We start from the raw sequence: 16,314 nt of genomic DNA on the forward strand, positions 1-16,314 counted from the left end.
CCGCGAGCGGCCGGGACCGCGCTCGCTGGGGACCGCGGGGCACTGAGGTGAGTGTCAGCTTCCCACTACCGGGACGGCGTTCGGGACGGCGCTGCGCTGTGTTGGCGCCCACTTCTTCCGCGGTGCTGGCGGGCTCCCACTTTCGTGGACAGTGGCTTCAGATCCGCCCCGCGACGCGTCCGCCTCGCATCCGACATACCCGGACACTTTCCGGCGGCGGCCACGAAGAGCGCATGGGATCATGCGGGTGGGGCCGGGACGAGACAGCGGACGCGGCATCGCAGGATCCCCCCATATAGGCTCCGAGCTCGAACCGAGTCCCGCCGGGTAGTCCACCCCCGTGCCGCCGGTCAACCGGCTGGACCGACGTAACTGCGTTCCGGGTCGTCTGCCACCCCCTGCGCGCCGTGCCCGTGTCCGCCTCGCCCCGGACGGTTCCCAGAAAACCGCGAACGGGGGCGGCGGGCTATCCCCGGAATCCGGGGGTCGCGGGATCCGTTTCGTGCCGACTGGCTGCTTCCGGGGGCATCGGCGGGCATCGGCCAAAAGCCGCCACGGCACCCACACCGCCGCGCGTGTTCCGCATCCCCGAGTTCGGGGGCACCTTGGCCCGGTCGCGGGGCCGTACACTCCGGCCCGGACGAGGCGTTGAGCTGGGCCGGGGAACGTGCGAGGAGGTAACGGCGCTGGATTCGACGGCATCGGCGGCGCGGGTCGGCACGCCGTCCGGAGAGGTTATCGGGATTCCAGTGGGCGGCCAGCTCGTTTTCGGCCGGGGACCGGACGTGGACCTGATGATTGCGGTCGGGCGTGGGCTGTCCCGCCGGGCTGGGCTCATCGCCGCCGTCAACGGCGGCGCATGGGTCGCCAACATCAGCTGTACACATGCGCTCTACACGGTCAGTGACGGCTACCGGATCCGGTTGCCGCGGATGGAGGAACAAGGCGAGCCGTGCAGCGGATGGTTTCTCCGGGCCGGAACCGTGCTGGTCGGTTCACGGGCAATGCTGGACGAAGGCCAGCCCCTGCGGGTGGCGGTCGGCGCTTCGGCCGACGACTTCGGCCCCGCGGCCATAACCGGCCGGGAACGGGTGCCGGGGCGGCTGGACGACGACTCGACCCTGCTTCCGTTGTATCTGGACCCGAAGACCAAACTGTTCCTGGTGGCGCTGATGTGGTGCCGGCCGTGGCTGATCGACCCGACTCGCACCACGCCACTGCCCCGGACGCCGGAGATCGCCCGGGCCGCGCTCGAGGTGACCGACGCGCATTTCGAACTGGAGCGCTTCGACACCGACCCGGCGTTTCGGGACCGGCTCTCCGCCCGGGTCGGCGAGCATCTCAAGGCGCTGCGTCACAAGATCACCGAACGTGCTCTGGTCCGCCCGGGCGTTCGGCTGTCCGACGAGGTCGTCGTCGAGGTGCTGTTGGAGAACGCGGTCATCACGTCGGCGGATCTGGCCCGGCTCAACGATCCGGCCTGGTGCTCCCGCCAGGAGGACCTCTGGTGGACCCGGCGGCCGTGACCGGTGCTGCTGCCCCCGGCTGGAGGTCACGTCCGCGGGTCCTGGCTGGACGTCCCCGCTGGGCGTCACGGATGGACGTCGAACGAGGCGTACGCGGTGGACCCGTCAGCTGCCGTGGCGACGACGGTGTAATGCCCCGGTGGGATTGGGCCGGTGAAGAACTCGTGCGACTGGTTGATCGTGTAGTTGAAGGTACCGGCCAGGTCGATCGTCTGCTGATAGCCGGACACCCTGCCACCGGCCAACGCAACCGTGACCAGCTGGTTGGGCACCCAGCCGCGCCCATGTACCACGAACCCGGTGACTCCGTCGCCCATCGGCTGGTTGACCAGCAGCTGCGCTCGTCCGTCGGGATGGTCGGAAGCTCCGGACAGCGGCGGCTGCGGCTCCGGCGGCCCTGGCCCGAGCAGGCGTGGGTCATACCCGCTGTAGGCGTTCTGGGAATTCTGCGTCTGGTTCGCCCGGCTGGTGGATCGGGCGCCCAGGATGCCACCGGCGATCAGCAGAGCGGCCACCGTGCCTATCGATATTATGATCATGGTGGCCTGGCTGAAACGCGGCTCCTTTGCCGTCGGCGACCGGCCCTTGCCCGGCCGGCCCTCACACGGCCGGCGGTTACCTCGCCCGCCCGGCGGAGCGCTTGGCCGCGGCGACCGCCGGGCGGGCATGGCGAACCGGCGCCGTCCAGCCGCTTCAGCAACGCCGGGCGAGGCGGGCGAGGCGGCGGCTGCGTCTGGTGGCGCGGTGGGTACGGCCATGGCATCCGAAGCGAGCGAGCCAGGGTGGGACGCGAGGGTGGCGTCCGGGCCTGTCGGCTCGGGGACCCGGGCGGTGGCCTGGGGGCGTTTCCGGTACTCCTGGATCAGGGCCAGCCCCGCCGCTGGCAGTACCGACGGCTCCGAGCCGTGCTCTGTTTCAAGGTCTACATACGGCGCGAGCTCGGCGAGCAGCACCGCCGGAGTGGGCCTGCGCTGCGGATCCCGGTCCAGGCAGGCGGCTACCAGGTCGGTCAGCTCCGGCGGCAGCCCGCTGAGGTCCGGCGGTTCGGTGGCCAGTTGGATCAGGATGTCCATCACGGTTTCCCCACGGTACGGGGCATGCCCGCTCCCGGCGTACAGCAGCGTGGAGCCGAGCGAGAACACGTCGCTCGCGACGGCTACCTGGCGGGTGTTCCGGGCCTGTTCCGGTGCCATGTACGCGGGTGTGCCGACCGCTCCGTGCGTCGAGGTGAGCTGGATTCGCTCCACCGCCCGCGCCACCCCGAAGTCGATCACTCGTGGCCCGTCCAGGGAGACCAGCACGTTCGACGGTTTCAGATCCCGGTGCACCAGCCCGGCACCGTGAATCGACTCCAGCGCCTCCGCGCAGCCGGCGGCCAGCCAGCGGACGGCCGGCACCGGCAACGGGCCGCACGCCCGCACCAAACGGTCCAACGATGGAGCTGGCACGTATGCGGTAGCCAGCCATGGCACACCGGCGTCCGGATCAGCCGCGACCACGGCAGCCGTGAACACTCCGCTGACCCGCCGTGCCGCCGCCACCTCCTGCGTGAACCGAGCCCGGAAATCCGGTTCTTCGGCGTACTCCGGTTTGATTGTCTTCACCGCAACCAGACGGCCAGCCGCTGACCTGCCTAAATAGACCCGGCCCATGGAGCCGGCCCCGAGCTGGCCCAGTAAGACGTACGAACCGATCCGGTCTGGATCCCGCCCAGACAACGGCCCGAGCAACGCCTCTTGGGCACCCATGCGCGTTCTCCCGCTTCCCATCCGGGGATATTGCTGTCCATCATGCCGATTCTCGGGCCGGGGCAGGTTCTCGGCGGGATCGGCGTACCGAACGACAAGCAAGCGTTGATCGTGTCGCTGCTGCACGCCCAGCACGATGCGCGGAAGATCGTTTGTGTTGGCCATCGGCCGGCAGGCTGGCCAGGTATATGTTTTTCAGGCCATGAGCACATCACGGTGCCGCCACGCGAGAGCCAGCAGCGCCGCGCCGGCAGCCTGCACCGGTTCGCGGCGGACGATGCGCGCTACGTTCTGTTCGCTGAAGGCGATGCCGGGACCGCTGCTTCCGGCAGCCAGCGTCGACAGCACGCGGCCTTCATTGTTGGCCGTGACCAGATTGCCGAACACCTCGTCGAACATGGGCGCGTCGAACACGGCGACGGTGAGGAGGTCGGTGGCGAAGGTGAGCGGGTCGGTGCCCATACCGAGCACAAACAGCCGCAGCTGGCCGCGGTCGCGAGCGCGGTTCAGGCGGGCGGCGAACGGCCAGGCATCATAGTCGATCGGTAAGAGGTCGCTGCCGTAGTTTTCCGGGTTTCCCAGAAGTTCCTCAGAGAACTCGCGGATGCTGGATCGCCACAGGTCGAAATCGTTTCTTTCGTTTCCCGGCGCGGTACCGGATGGCTGGAAGACCCCGACGGGGATCACCTGATACAGCCCGCCAGCGTGGCCGACCATGGCCGGGTCGCGCCAGTGCAGCAGGAACGATGCCGCGCCGGCCATCCGGTCGACGCGGAGCGTCAGCGTACTGATCGCCATGTTCGTCGATCGGGCGGTGAGGTCCCACGGTTCCGCGGTCGCGGCGCGCAGCGGCGTCCCGCCAAGGCCCAGCGTGTGGGCCGCGTACTCGTGGGCGCACGCTTCGCCGACGTCCAGGGCGTCGAAGTAGCGCCCACGGCCGAACACCATGCGGCCTCGGCCGCCGGACAGGTTGGCGGCCAGGAGCCGGTACGTGGGCAGGTTGTTGAACACCGCCGGTGGGGCGAGCTCCGCGACGGCGGCGGAGTAGGTGCCGTACCGGGTGCCGTTCGCGCGCAGGGGCCGGACCGGCTCGGAAAGCTGTTCCCTGCCGGTCAGCCCACGGGCGCCAGCGGTCACGTCGAGATGGAGATCGATCGAGTCCAGCGGCAACGGGACGGGTGGCAGCCAGCGCTGGTCGGCGAGCAGCGGAGTGCCTGCGACGCGGACGTCCGGCGGGTAGTCGTCGGCTGCCGTCACCGCGAGCGCGAAGCGGTGTCTGATCAGGTGGCTGCGGACCCGCAGCCATTCCCGTTCGCTGCCGCTTGGGCCAGACAGCCGTTTGTCGATCTTCATCCGCCGTGTCCTCGCTCTGCCACCGAGTGTGTGCGGCCCGCGGCCCGCGGCCCGCGGCTCCCCGCGGCCCGCGGCTCCCCGCGTCCCGCCCGGCCGCGTTGTCGTCAGTCGGCGCCTTGCCGGACCGGGCGCGGATGAGCCGCTCACTGATCGAACGCCCTGTCCTCGGGCGCTCCAAAGGATTATGAAATATCCCGGCGCCGAGTGAGCTGGACGCCGATTGTGCCGAAGAGCAGCGTGTATCCAGTCATGATTACCAGGCCGGCCCACTGCGGCGGCGCATGGTCGAACGCCTGCCCGGGGGTGGTCATGACCAGCGAGGCGACCGCGGGCGCGATCACGATCGCCCCTTGAACCCACGTATGGTGGTAGGCGTTGTAGATCAGTTCGAAGATGACCGCGACCGCGGCGGTGCCGAGCAGGTAGGCGGCAATGCCGGTGATGACCGAGCCGAGCTGGCTGCGGATGAGGGTGCCGAGTCCCAGGCCGAAGATGGCCCACATGATGAACGCCAGTAGGTTGAGCAGCACCGATCGGACCACGGCCCAGTCGGCCAGTGAAACACCAAGCTGCTGGCTGTGTAGGTAGATCGGGGTGACGATGACATCGATCAGGGTCGACACGAGCCAGAACAGGGCGCCGAAGCACGCGGCGGCGATGAACTTGGCCACGATGACCGTGCCGCGGCGTGGATTGGCCAGGTAGGTCGCCGTGACGGTCTGGTGGCTGTACTCGTTGGTCACGACCAGGACACCGATGAGCATCGCGAACAGCACACCGAGGAACTGGCCAGAGGTCATCATGTTGCTGGCGATCGCGGCCTGGCCGGCGTGCGTGTGCGCACGGGCGGCGGTGGCAAGGGCCTGGGCCTTGTCGGCTGGGTCCAGACCAGCGAGTGCCGGGTGCAGGTCGTAGTGGTGGGAGACGCCGTTGCGGAGCAGCGCCTCCGCGGTGACGAGAACGATGCCGATGCTGAACATCCACCACGTGTTCGTGGTGCGTATCTTCATGATTTCGGCGCGGACCCGGTGCATCGGGGCGAAGCCGGTGCGCGGCGCGGCCGCGATGACGAGGCTGTCGAGCGGGGTCATCGGATCGTGGCCTTGCCTCTGGTGAGTTCGAGGAAGACGTCTTCCAGGTCGGGCCGTTCGGTGACCAGCTGATGCACGACGACACCGGCACGGGCGGCAGCCTCGCCGACCGCGGTGGCGTCCATGCCGGTGATATGCAGGTCGCCGTTCTCGCGTGTGACAACCACGGCGTCGTCGCCGAATGCGGCGGTCAGCTTCTCGGCGTCGGAGATGCGGACCAGGACGCGGGCGGAATGCGCCATCGAATCCAGCACCGAGTCGACCGTCCCCTGGGTGACCAGCCGGCCGGCGGCGATGATGACCAGGTCGTCGGCAAGCTGCTGCATCTCGGCAAGGAGATGGCTGGAGACCAGCACGGTGCGGCCGTCGGCGGCGAGGGCTTTGAGCAGGTCGCGCATCCAGCGGATACCGTCGGGGTCCAGGCCGTTGGCCGGCTCGTCGAGGATCAGGACCCGCGGGTCGCCGATCAGTGCCGCGGCGATCCCCAGCCGTTGCCGCATGCCCAGTGAGTAGCCCTTGAATCTGCGGCGCCCCGCCGGGGTGAGACCGACGAGTTCGAGGACCTCGTCGGCGCGCTCCAGCGGGATGCCGACGGACTGGCAGATGATCCGCAGGTGGTTGCGGCCGGTGCGGCCCCGGTGGGCGGCGCTTGTCTCCAGCAGCCCGCCGACATGGCGCAGCGGCTCCGGCAGGTCGGCATAGCGGATGCCGCCGATGGTGGCGGTGCCCGCGGTCGGTGTGGCGAGGCCGAGGATCATGCGTAGTGTCGTGGTCTTCCCCGCGCCGTTGGGGCCCAGGAAACCTGTGACCCGGCCCGGCCGCACGACGAACGACAGGTCGTCCACTGCCGTGACTCCGTTATAACGCTTGGTCAGGCCAGAGACGACGATCTGACCGTCGAAAGCCGGGCGCGGTGTTGCCGAGCGCACGCCCTTGCCCGAGATCAGCGGCGGTAGAGCAGGATCCGTTCCGCCCATCGAGGGCGGCTCCTCCTGCCTCGCTTTATGGTTGCGGATATACCACACGATGCTGCCGATAATGAGCAGAAGCAGGAGAACCAGCATCAGCGAACCAGTATCAGCGAACCGGCGCCCGGCCCGGAATCCGGGCTGGGCGCCGTATGCCTGAAAGGCTTGGCCCGTGACCGGCGCGGAACGGGCCATCGCGGGGTGGGCCGGAGCGCGGTGGCGGTGCAGGTGGTTGGTCGATCGTTATGGGCCATGGCAAAACTCTAGGTAGTAAGAATGAGCCGGGCAAGGCGCTGCCGCCGACGGGCCACGATTGCCGTCAGGCTGGTGTGGTTGGTGTGGGGGAGTGCCCGCCGGATCGCAGGGCCCGCGGCGGAGTGCCGCGGGCTTCGCGATCCGGCGGATGGTGGTCAGTGCCAGTTGAAGAGCTGGCCGCGTACGGCGCCACCGGGGAACTGCGCGGTGTGCAGGTTGGTGTAGAAGTTCGAAGGCTGAGTTGCGATGTCCTTGACCAGCGCCGCGTCAAGGCCCGTGGCAGTGCCGGCGACGGCGAAGATCGTGCTGGGCATCGGGGTGGTGAAGAGCGGCACGACGACCGGGCCGTTAACCCCGAATGTTCCCTTGTGGATGTGGCCGAGGGTCGGTGAGATACCCAGCCAGGCGAAGGAATAGCCGACCTCTGTGTCCCGAGGATGGATGAACGCCACCGCCCGACCGGTCGGGTCGCCGACCGCCGGACCGCCGGCAACCGGGACCTCCTGGTCACCGGACAGGAACGCCTTGCTTCCGCTGCCCCCGAGCAGGCTGAGCAGATCGGCGGGCGCATCCAGCTTGGTGAGCTGGCCGCGTACGGCGCCACCGGGGAATTCCTGTGTGTGCAGGTTCAGATAGAACCCGGCCGGGTCCGCGCGCAGCGCGTCCGCTATAGCTGGGTCGCTGACTGTTACAGCACCCGCATCCGCGGTCACCGTTTCTGGCACCGCGGTACCCCACAGCGCCACCTTGACATCGCCGTTGACGCCAGCGGCGCCTTGATGGATGTGACCGAGTGTCGGCGCGCCGATTCCCTTCCAGGAGAACGCGAAGGTCACGCGGTCACCCTGCAACCGGATGATGGCGGTGGCGCTACCGTCGGGATCGCCGACCGCTGGTTTGCCGGCAACCGGTACCTCGTTGGAGCCCTCCAGTTTGGCTTTGAAGAATACCGGCTTGAGCCGGGCGCGCCGGATGCCAGCGGCGCGATCTGGCCTGGCGGTGGTGCTTGTGACGGTCGTGTGGTCCGGCGTGTGCGGGGCCGCCTGGGCGGTTGCCTGCACCGCTGTGACACCGACCAAGCCAAGACTGAGTGCCAGCGTCGACAGTGCTAAAGCGGGTGCTCGCATCTCCCATATCCTTTCGTACCGGTAGCTCCGTATAGAGTCTATTTAGCGGATCATCATAGACACGTGGCACGGGCTGCCGTTGGTTCACCGCAGGTTGGTCCTGTCGTCCGTTGAACTGGGGCGGGGACGGCTACGTGTGAGTTCCGAATCCATCTCGCCTGTCTGGAGGAAATCTCATGCGCACCCGGATGTTCTTACTCGGGGCACTCCTTGTCACCAGCCTTGCCGCCTGCGGTAGCGGATCCGGCCAGGGCCAGCACGACACCCCGGCCACCCAGGCCGCGGAGCCGGTAGCGGTCAAGATCGCAGATTCCAGCCTCGGGCCCATCCTGACCGACCAGGATGGGCGGACTCTCTACGCCTTCGCTGAGGACAAGAACGGCACCAGCACCTGCACGGGCCAGTGCGTCGCCACCTGGCCCGCGCTGGTCAGCCGCACCCCTGTCGTCGCCGGGACAGGCACCGACAAGGGGCTCCTGTCGCAGGTCACCCGGGCCGAAGGAACCAACCAGGCGGTTTACGGCGACTGGCCTCTCTACCTCTATGTCGGCGACATGGGACCCGGTGACGTCGATGGGCAGGGCGTCGACGGTGTCTGGTTCGTGATCGGCGCCGATGGGAAGCTGATCAGAACGGCATCGTGACCACCGGCCGCACGGTGCGGAATCGACCGCCAGCGTCGCCTCCGGGCATCGACAGCCATGTGTAGGGCCGACAGCCGCGGGTAGTCCGGACCGTCGCGAGACATCGTCGCGAGACATCGGACCAGGCGGCCGGCGGGCGTCCGCACGACGGGCTCGCTACCGGTGACAGAAATGGTCGCCGGTAGTGAGCCATGCACACCACGTGCGCGCGGCGGCTGGCGATGGAGGTCCGCCGCCGGCCGCCACGGTGAACCGAGGCGGCCGGGTGGCATGCGACCGGAGGCCACCGGACCTGGAGACCACCGAACCCGGAGGTCACCGGACCCGGGTGCTCGAAGCCGGCCCAAGACATCCGGGTGGCGATACTCTCCTCATCGTGCTGAGAGAACTCGATCTGCGGGGAAGCCTTCCCTCGTCGGCGCGGCTGCGTGGGCTGCTGCCCCGCGCGGCCCTGGACGTCGACGCGGCCCTGGACGCGGTTCGTCCTGTCTGCGACGACGTGCGTGACCGTGGTGACGCCGCGGTCCTCGACGCGGGCGAGCGGTTCGACGGGGTGCGCGTGGATGCGCTGCGGGTTACGCCCGCCGCGCTCACCGACGCGCTTGCGCACATCGGCACGGCCGTCCGGGACGCCCTGGAGGAGGCGATCCGCCGCACCCGGCTGGTCCATCGCGCGCAGTGCCGTGAACCGGTGACCGTCGAGGTGGCGCCGGGTACCAGGGTCACCGAACGCTGGATCGCGGTGGAGCGGGTCGGTCTGTACGTGCCGGGTGGACGGGTCGCCTACCCGAGCAGCGTGGTGATGAACGTCGTGCCAGCGCAGGAGGCTGGTGTGGCCTCGCTTGCCGTGGCCTCGCCGCCACAGCGGGAGTTCGGTGGGCTGCCCCATCCGGTCGTTCTTGCCGCTTGCGCGCTACTGGGTGTGGACGAGGTGTACGCGGCGGGTGGCGCGCAGGCGATCGCGATGTTCGCGCACGGAACAGCCAGCTGCCCGGCTGTGGACGTGGTGACCGGGCCGGGCAACATCTACGTGACCGCGGCCAAGCGGCTGCTGCGTGGCCTGGTCGGGGTGGATGCCGAGGCCGGGCCGACCGAGATCGCAATCCTCGCCGACCATACCGCGGATCCCGCGTACATCGCGGCCGATCTGGTGTCGCAGGCCGAGCACGATCCGATGGCCGCCTGTCTGCTCGTCACCCCGTCCATCGAGCTGCGCGACGCGGTCGCGGTCGAGCTGTCCAAGCGGGTGCCGGTGACCCGCCATCGCGAGCGGGTGGAGGCTGCCCTGGCCGGTCAGGGCGCGGTGGCTGTGGTCGACGATGTGGATGCGGGCCTGACCGTGGTGAACGCCTGGGCCGCCGAGCATCTGGAGATCCAGACCGTGGACGCGGCGGCGGTCGCGGCCCGGGTCCGTAACGCCGGGGCGGTGTTCGTCGGGCCGTGGGCGCCGGTGTCGCTTGGTGACTATCTCGCCGGTTCCAACCATGTCCTGCCGACGGGCGGCACCGCCCGGCACAGCGGCGGGCTCGCGGTGGCCGCTTTTCAACGGCAGGTCCACGTGGTGGAGTGCGACCGTGCGGCGCTCGCCCAGGTGGCTCCCTGGATCGCCGCGCTCGGTGGCGCTGAGGATCTCATCGCTCACGTCGACGCGGTGGAGGCGCGTCTGCGCTGACCGGGGCGGCGGGCTCGGCCACCAGCTGGCGGCGACGGACCTTACCGGACATGGTCCGTGGCAACCGGTCGGTGAACCGCACTGACCGGGGGCAGCGGTCGGCGCTCAGATGCCGCGCCGCGTGGGTGAGCAGCGTCGCCTCCAGCGCGCTGCCCGGCCAGTGGCCCGGGGCTGGGACAACCACGGCTTGGGCGACCGTACCGCCCGTCGGATGAGCCAGCGGCACGACCGCGACATCGGTGACAGCGGGATGCAGCCGCAGCACGGATTCGATCTCGTACGGAGAGATCCTCCGGTCGAACGACTTGAACATCTCGTCCCGGCGTCCAAGCAGGCGAATCCATCCGTCCGGGCTCATCTGCGCCATGTCCCCGGTGCGATACCTGCCGCCAGCCCGGATGCCAGCGGTCCGCTCGGCGTCGTCGAGATAGCCGGCCATCACACCGACAGGCCCCGTCGCCAGGTCCACGCACAGCTCGCCGCATCCGGCGCTGTCGGGATCTTCCACGGTGATCCGGTAACCCGGGAGCGGTTTGCCAACCCAGCCCGGTCGTGGCCGCAGCCCGGGTGTGGTGCCGACCAGGGCGGTCGTCTCAGTCTGGCCGTAACCATCACGGACCGGCACCTGCCACGCGCCGCGGATGGCGTCGGCGAGATCAGGCTCAAGCGGCTCGCCGGCACTGAGCGCCTCACGCAGCGCCGGGCGTGCCGACCGCAGATACGGGCGCATCCCGCGCCACACGCTCGGCGGCGCGCAGAAGGTATCGATACGCAGCTCCATGAGCAGGCCTGGCAGCTCTCCCAGTATGAGTGTTTCCGCACTCGGCGCGACGACCGTGGCTTCGGCGCTCCACGGGACAAAAAGACTGCTCCATGAATGCTTGGCCCAGCCGGGGGCGGAGATGTTCACATGCCTGTCCCCGGGAAGAAGGCCATTCCAGTACATGCTGGACAGATGCCCGACGGGATAGCTGCTGTGGGTGTGGGCCACCAGCTTCGGGCGGTCGGTTGTACCAGAGGTGAAATAACAGAAGGCGACAGCGTCCGCTGGCGTCGGCGCGGCCGGGGTGAATGCCGTCGCCGCGGACAGGCTGTCGGCATAGGAGGCCCAGCCCGGGACATCACCGGGAACGGCTATCCGGACGCCGGGGAGAGTGATTCCGTCGAAACGCCCGGCGGTGTCCGCACGGCAGACCAGGTGGCGAATTCTGCCGCGGCTGACACGGTCGGCGGCTTCCGGCGCGGTCAGGTCCGGATAGGTGGGGATGAGCACCGATCCGAGCTTGAGACAGGCGAGCACGCACTCCCACAGCTCCCGCTGTTGGCCAAGGACGATCATCACACGGTCTCCCCGCGCGACACCGAGGCCTCGCAGCCAGTTCGCGACCGCGCTGGAACGGGCCGACATCCGCGCATAGCTGACCGTGGCTGTGTCACCATTCGGGTCAAACAGCTCGAGAGCGGGCCGGTCGTTGTCCCGTGCCACGACGTCAAACCAGTCGAGTGCCCAGTTGAACGTGGCCGGGCGCGGCCACACGAACGCGGCGCGGGCGGCATCGTGATCAAGTCTCAGGCGGATGAGGACATCCCGGGCGGCGCGGAACCACTCGGTCGCTCCGGCCGGGTCCGCGCGGGGGCTGCCCGGCAGATGTGTCGCGGTCATGGCCTGCTCGTCGGTATGAACGGCTGCCGGCTGGTCACATCCGCGGGTGACGCCAGCACGTCGCCGGCTATGCTGTCCGCGTCCGCCATGAACTCACCCCATGGGCCAGGCCGGCTGCTGCCGACCTGGGTGAACCACCGGGTGTATTCGGACGGAATACCGAGAACATACAGCCCGGACTGCGGCACACCATTCCCGCCAACGGGGTGGAAGGGCGCGCCGGTCACCCAGACACCGCCGGTGTCGTAGGATTTTCCCGCTCCGCTGTTTATATAGCTGGTGAACGTCCCGGTCCGCGCCAGCTGACGCAGCAGCGGTGACTGCGCGCGCCGCAGATCCGGCTCGGGAATACGGGCGTCAACCACCGCGTCCAACCGGACGCGGGCACCCTCGACCTGTTCGGAGTCCGCGAAGAAACAGCCTGCGGCGTCATCGATGTCGAAGACGGCCGCGGGCCCGACAACACGTAGCACACCGCAGCGCATGAGCGCGAGGAACTGGCGCAGCCGTATGAAAGGCGGTCCCGTCGACACAAGGGAACATATAGGCGCGAACCAGCCGAGGAAGTCCTCGCGATGGGAAGCTGGTGTCAGGCCGGCATAGCTCACCGCTGCCCGGATAACGGAGCGGACGTCTCGCAGGACGTCGAGCGCGGCCTTCACCGGCCCGTCGACGTTACCCAGCTCGGCGGCAGCGACATCGGCTCGGATAAATTCAGCAAGAGCTTCCTGGAAAGCCCGCGGACTGGTGAACCGCCGGCCCGCGAACGGCCGGGCGCACTGCGGAAGGTCCAGTTTCGGCAGATCGCCGACATCGAAACGGCATGCCTGCGCGGACAAGGCCTCCCGCGGTGGCGTGTCGCGGGCCGAGATGATTACGGCATCGCTGAACGTGGCGGCGATTTCAGCGCCGAACCGGTTGCGTATCTCGGTGGCGTAGTAGACCAGTTCGACTTCGGCCAGGAGCCAGGGCAGCACGTCCTTACGAAAGTCCAGCTGTCCCTGCCGGCGCGCCGCCGTGATTCTTCTCAGCGTGAACAGGCGTGGCTGGTAGGCATGATCGACGCTCTTTTGGTTACGTCCCCGCGCGGCGACCGGAACACCGCCGCGCGAGCCGGCGACGATGAAGGGCTCCCGCCCGCTCGGCATATAACGCAGCTCATCGGAGCCGCGCACGAAACGGCCGCCCCGGCCCACCGTCAGACACGCCGTGACGTCGTGGAAGGCCAGGCCCAGCCCGATTACCCCCACCGTCGACGCGGCTGGGAGCGTATCGAGAGCCATATCCGCCGCCGAGTCGGCCCGGACGTACCGGGCGCCGCCGCGGGTGGCGAATGCCGACAGCCGGCGCTGGTTTTCGTCCAGCTCCGGCAGCGTATGACCGGTACAGATGACAACCCGATCGGCAAATATCTCGGTTCCGTCCGCCAGCCCCAACCGGAACTGTCCGTCGTGTTGCCGGTCGAGGCTGTCCACGCGCCCGCGGACGCCGATGAACCGGATGCCGGCAGGCAGGTTGTTCCGCACCGCGTCGAGGACGAAACACAGGTATTGCCCGTAGCTTTGGCGGGGCGCGTACCCGTACGGATCCGCGTTCTGCGCCCCGGACGCGCACCACCATTCCCCGAAGCTCGGTCCCGCTCCGGGCCGGGGCGGGCCGCCGTCAGGCGGGCCCGAGAACATGGTCACCTCGCCGGCGGGTGTGTTCATCAGCAACCACTCGGGCTGATCAGGCCGCCATATCCGACCAGCACCGACGTGTTCCTGGTCGATCGCGTACAGTTCGATGCCGCGGGTCGGTCGGGTGTCCGCGCAGCGGGCCGCGATCCTCTCGATCACGGCTGTGCCCCGGGGCCCGGTACCGATCACCGCGATCCGCAGCGGCCGGGGCGATCCAGGCGCCGCCATAGTGGCCGCTGTCCGCTGAGCGGAAAGATCATTTTTTCGGGCGGTGTAGGAGAGCATCTCCAGCAACTGGCCCGCGCTTATCGGCGCCGTCGCGGACAGGCGCTGGTTCGGCAGCGGAAGCCCGCCGACCTCGGCCCAGCACAGCCGACCATCAGAGGCAATCATGGACCGGGCGATTCCCGGGTTGTCAGCGTGCAGGCAGAACGGCACATCCAACAGCCCTCGCGCGAAGGCGCGCAGCAGCGCCTGGCCGATGTCGTCGCACAGGCCCACAACAGCGTCGACAATGCGTTTGGCCTCGTCGAACACATCCCCGTAGTCCACCTCGGACAGGGTCGGCAGGCCGGCCGCCTCACGCGCGATGCCAGCGCGCAGGGCGGCGGCCGTCAGGGCCGAGATGTTCTCCGGCACCGCCGGTATGCGATGCGCCTCGGCCGCTGTCTTGACGATCAGCCGTTCCGCGCCCCCGCACACCGCGATGTCGACGCTGCTTTCCAGCAGGCGCCGCGCGCCAGCGGCGCTGGCCGGGTAGACACCCATATAGGTGTAAAGCACGATATGTGACTCGACATCCGGCGGGAGCAGGGCCGCGGCCAGATGGCGTAGCGCGGCCAGCGCCTCGATGTCCTGCACCGGGTGGGTCTGCTGGGCGTAGCTGAGCGAGATGCTGTCCACGCCATGCTCGACGAAGAAGAGCGCTTCCAGCAGACTCATCGCGACCAGCAGGGACGGCGGGCACAGCTGGCCCATCAGGCATCCACCGAAGGTCTCCAGATGCGCTCGGAGCCCGGCCGTCTGACAACCGGCGGCGAACTGGCGCGTGGCGGTCCTCCACTGGCGCACCGACCGGGCCAGTGGGGTCCGTCCATAGGGAAGGCAGTAGGACACCGGACCGCCTTCAGTCGCGGACAGACCGGCCAGGAGCATGTTCGTGAAGATCTCGGCTGGCGCGGCTGACCCGTGCCGGACCTGGATGGGAATCTTTCCACGGGCGGCCGTGGCCACCATCGCCGTGATGCGCGGACCGTGCGCGACGATGGGAAAGCCGTTCAGGGACTCGCAGCCCGCGGCCAGCGCCCGCCGGGCCGCCGCATGATCGCCGACCCGGGTGTAGCTGTCGAGCGTGATCGTGCCGACGGTGGGCGCATCGATGGAACCGACCGCCTGGATGCCGGCGGCCATCCGCGCCGGGTCGGGCATGCCCATGCGCGGTTGGACAACCAGCCGGCCGGCAGCCGCGTGGAATCGAACGTAGGAACCGAGGTCCGCCGGCAGCAGGAGGGTCATGCCGCACCTTTCCCCAGCTCGGCTCGGGTACCGAGTGCCAGCAGGAGACCGGGCAGAGTTCGGGGGTCGGTCCGCTCGTCGCACACGGTGTCGAATCCGGCGTCGAGGAGCTCGGCCGATATTCCTTTTCCAGCGTCCCCGTGTATTCCCAGCCGTCCTCCGATGATGGCCGGTATATATCGGGTGGATGGCTCTGTCCGGATCCGGCGGATCAGCCGTGCCCCGTCCATCCGCCCGTGGCCGTTCACGGTACTGACGACCAGGGCATCGGGCCGGAGCGCCGTGATGGAGGACAGCACGAGGTCGTCCGGTACGCACGGACCGAGATTGTGAACCTGGTAGCCCGCCTCTTCGAGAAGGAGGCGCAGGAATACCAGATTCCAGGTATGGGAGTCTGAGGAGACAGTGGTCAGCAGCACCTGCCGGCTCGGTACGGTAAGCGTGTTCACCGGACGATCGATTCCTCGGCCGTCGAGGTAGCCGGACGTACGTGGGTGCCTGTCGTGGCGGTCTTGGCCGTGTTCCTGATCTCACCTGCCGACGGCTCTCTCGCCACCGCTGGCCTGCTGCGGATCGCCAGTACCGTGCAGCCCAGCCTGCTGGACATCTGATGCCGCGTTCCCGGGCCTTCGACCACCAGGTCACCGGCGCTGAACGACCGCCCGTCGCTGCGGTCGAGGATGCCGTCGAAGACGAGCATCAACTCGTAGCCAAGGTGCTCGTGGAAATCTCCGTGCGCGCCGGGGGGAAACCGTAAAAGCAGCCCGGCGGAGTCCTCACCGCCATCGTCCGGAGCCCACAGGATGTGGTGTTCGACCCCGGCTCGTCCCGGCTCCACCCATGGAGCCCAGGTGAGTTCGGACATCTCGAAGCCGCTGCGAAAGACGTTCCTAACAATGCGATCATGCATGACCTGGCCCTCCGTCGGTGCTCTGCCGCGGACTACGGCGTGTTTCGGAAGTCGTCAGTCGTCGTTCGATCGGGGAGCCGCGTTCAGGTGGTTCCTGGCAAGGCCACGGGCCACCCCGATACCGGATGAGTGGTTATCGGGGTGGCTGACCTCACATGCCCCC

Annotated in this window: 12 protein-coding genes; 3 read left to right on the forward strand and 9 right to left on the reverse strand. The window is 68.7% G+C overall.

Annotated elements, in window-relative coordinates; translation table 11 throughout:
- Positions 1-794 precede the first annotated feature (794 nt).
- A complete protein-coding gene (locus MJ797_RS19005; protein ID WP_239337112.1) occupies positions 795-1,526 on the forward strand; it encodes a hypothetical protein in 732 nt (243 codons plus the stop codon).
- A 65-nt stretch (positions 1,527-1,591) separates the two neighbouring features.
- On the opposite strand, the gene MJ797_RS19010 is transcribed toward MJ797_RS19005, so the two are convergent.
- From MJ797_RS19010 to MJ797_RS19030, 5 genes are all read right to left on the reverse strand, one after another.
- On the reverse strand, positions 1,592-3,274 hold the full coding sequence (locus MJ797_RS19010; RefSeq protein ID WP_239337122.1) for a serine/threonine-protein kinase: 1,683 nt from the start codon (positions 3,272-3,274) through the stop codon (positions 1,592-1,594).
- 195 nt (positions 3,275-3,469) lie between these two features.
- On the reverse strand, positions 3,470-4,627 hold the full coding sequence (locus MJ797_RS19015) for a transcriptional regulator (RefSeq protein ID WP_239337124.1): 1,158 nt from the start codon (positions 4,625-4,627) through the stop codon (positions 3,470-3,472).
- Positions 4,628-4,809: 182 nt separating this feature from the next.
- Complete coding sequence (locus MJ797_RS19020) at positions 4,810-5,718, reverse strand: ABC transporter permease subunit (protein WP_239337126.1); 909 nt, start codon at positions 5,716-5,718, stop codon at positions 4,810-4,812.
- Positions 5,715-6,647: an ATP-binding cassette domain-containing protein gene (locus MJ797_RS19025; RefSeq protein ID WP_374582575.1), complete on the reverse strand. Its 933-nt coding sequence runs from the start codon at positions 6,645-6,647 to the stop codon at positions 5,715-5,717. Before MJ797_RS19025 ends, MJ797_RS19020 begins: the two co-directional genes overlap by 4 nt.
- A 449-nt stretch (positions 6,648-7,096) precedes the next feature.
- Positions 7,097-8,068 carry a CHRD domain-containing protein gene (locus tag MJ797_RS19030; protein ID WP_239337137.1) on the reverse strand — a complete coding sequence of 324 codons (972 nt, stop codon included), beginning with the start codon at positions 8,066-8,068 and terminating at the stop codon, positions 7,097-7,099.
- Between the two features lie 176 nt (positions 8,069-8,244).
- On the opposite strand from MJ797_RS19030, the gene MJ797_RS19035 reads away from it, so the two are divergent.
- On the forward strand, positions 8,245-8,712 hold the full coding sequence (locus tag MJ797_RS19035; protein ID WP_239337140.1) for a hypothetical protein: 468 nt from the start codon (positions 8,245-8,247) through the stop codon (positions 8,710-8,712).
- A gap of 376 nt (positions 8,713-9,088) precedes the next feature.
- Complete coding sequence (hisD, locus tag MJ797_RS19040) at positions 9,089-10,384, forward strand: histidinol dehydrogenase (RefSeq protein WP_239337162.1); 1,296 nt, start codon at positions 9,089-9,091, stop codon at positions 10,382-10,384.
- Here hisD and MJ797_RS19045 read toward each other — a convergent pair.
- From MJ797_RS19045 to MJ797_RS19060, 4 genes are read right to left on the reverse strand one after another with little or no spacing between them, the layout of a single operon-like run.
- Positions 10,344-12,047: an acyl-CoA synthetase gene (locus MJ797_RS19045; protein ID WP_239337142.1), complete on the reverse strand. Its 1,704-nt coding sequence runs from the start codon at positions 12,045-12,047 to the stop codon at positions 10,344-10,346. The two genes, hisD and MJ797_RS19045, sit on opposite strands and share 41 nt — an antisense overlap.
- Complete coding sequence (locus tag MJ797_RS19050) at positions 12,044-15,241, reverse strand: FAD/NAD(P)-binding protein (RefSeq protein WP_239337144.1); 3,198 nt, start codon at positions 15,239-15,241, stop codon at positions 12,044-12,046. Before MJ797_RS19050 ends, MJ797_RS19045 begins: the two co-directional genes overlap by 4 nt.
- On the reverse strand, positions 15,238-15,690 hold the full coding sequence (locus tag MJ797_RS19055) for a cobalamin B12-binding domain-containing protein (protein ID WP_239337156.1): 453 nt from the start codon (positions 15,688-15,690) through the stop codon (positions 15,238-15,240). The genes MJ797_RS19050 and MJ797_RS19055 overlap by 4 nt, the downstream gene beginning before the upstream one ends.
- The gene (locus MJ797_RS19060; RefSeq protein ID WP_239337159.1) at positions 15,687-16,151 is read right to left on the reverse strand and encodes a cupin domain-containing protein; all 465 of its coding nucleotides are present in this window, start codon (positions 16,149-16,151) and stop codon (positions 15,687-15,689) included. The genes MJ797_RS19055 and MJ797_RS19060 overlap by 4 nt, the downstream gene beginning before the upstream one ends.
- Positions 16,152-16,314: the final 163 nt, after the last annotated feature.

It is taken from the genome of Protofrankia sp. CiP3 (genome assembly GCF_917627345.1).
Classification (GTDB): Bacteria; Actinomycetota; Actinomycetes; order Frankiales; family Frankiaceae; genus Protofrankia.